The 1,134-nt window shown below is 65.0% G+C and carries 1 protein-coding gene; it reads left to right on the forward strand.

The window, feature by feature from the left end; genetic code table 11:
- Nucleotides 1-143: 143 nt before the first annotated feature.
- The coding region (locus U1700_RS15060) for an aspartate aminotransferase family protein (RefSeq protein ID WP_332753488.1) at nt 144-1,134 on the forward strand (991 nt) is incomplete at its 3' end.

Genomic DNA, 1,134 nt, shown 5'->3' on the forward strand with positions numbered 1-1,134 from the left:
GTTCATTCAGGAAAATGCGGCGCGACTGGACGAAGAGGTGATCGATGCCTGATCGGGCAGGTGTTGTCTCGCTTTTTGCGATCCGCTACAGCGGTGAAGGGCGGCCCTTGATGCCGCCCTTTGCTGTTTGAAGGAGACACCCCGTGACCATCACCGCCCTGATGCCCGTTTACCCACGGTGCGGGGTGCGTCCGGTTCGAGGTGAGGGCGTCTATCTGTACGGCGAGGACGGCGAGCAGTATCTGGACTTCGCCGCCGGGATCGCGGTGAACGCGCTGGGCCATGGCCATCCGAAACTGGTCGAGGCGATCGCCAACCAGGCCGCGACGCTGATGCATGTGTCGAACCTGTACGGCAGCCCGCAGGGTGAGCATTTCGCGCAGCGGCTGGTCGATTCGACCTTCGCCGACACGGTGTTCTTCACCAATTCGGGTGCCGAGGCCGTCGAGTGCGCGATCAAGACCGCGCGCCGCTATCACTTCGCCAATGGCAATCCGCAGCGCCATACGCTCATCACGTTCAACAACGCGTTCCATGGCCGGACGCTGGGCGCGATCTCGGCAACCAACCAGCCCAAGATGCGCGACGGGTTCGAGCCGCTGCTGCCGGGCTTCGCCTATGCGCCGTTCGACGATCTGGAAGCCGCGCTGGCGCTGATCGACGAGAACACGGCCGGTTTCCTGGTCGAGCCGATCCAGGGCGAAGGTGGCCTGCGCCCCGCGAGCATGGAATTCCTGCAGGGGCTGCGCAAGGCGTGCGACGAGCATGGCCTGCTCTTGGTGCTGGACGAGGTGCAGTGCGGTTACGGCCGCACCGGCAAGTTCTTCGCGCATGAGCTGTACGGCGTGAAGCCCGACATCATGGCGTCGGCCAAGGGTATTGGCGGCGGCTTCCCGCTGGGCGCGTGCCTGGCGACCGAGGAAGCGGCCAAGGGCATGGTGGCCGGCACGCACGGCTCGACCTATGGCGGCAACCCGCTCGCCATGGCGGCCGGGGAAGCGGTGCTCGACGTGATGCAGGAAGACGGTTTCCTTGAGCATGTCGAGGCGATGGGTAAGCGCCTGCGCTCGACGCTGGAGCAGATGATCCCGAACTTCGACCATCTGTTCGAGGAAGTGCGCGGTCACGGCCTGA

This window comes from Sphingomonas sp. RB1R13 (assembly GCF_036663775.1).
Classification (GTDB): domain Bacteria; phylum Pseudomonadota; class Alphaproteobacteria; order Sphingomonadales; family Sphingomonadaceae; genus Sphingomicrobium.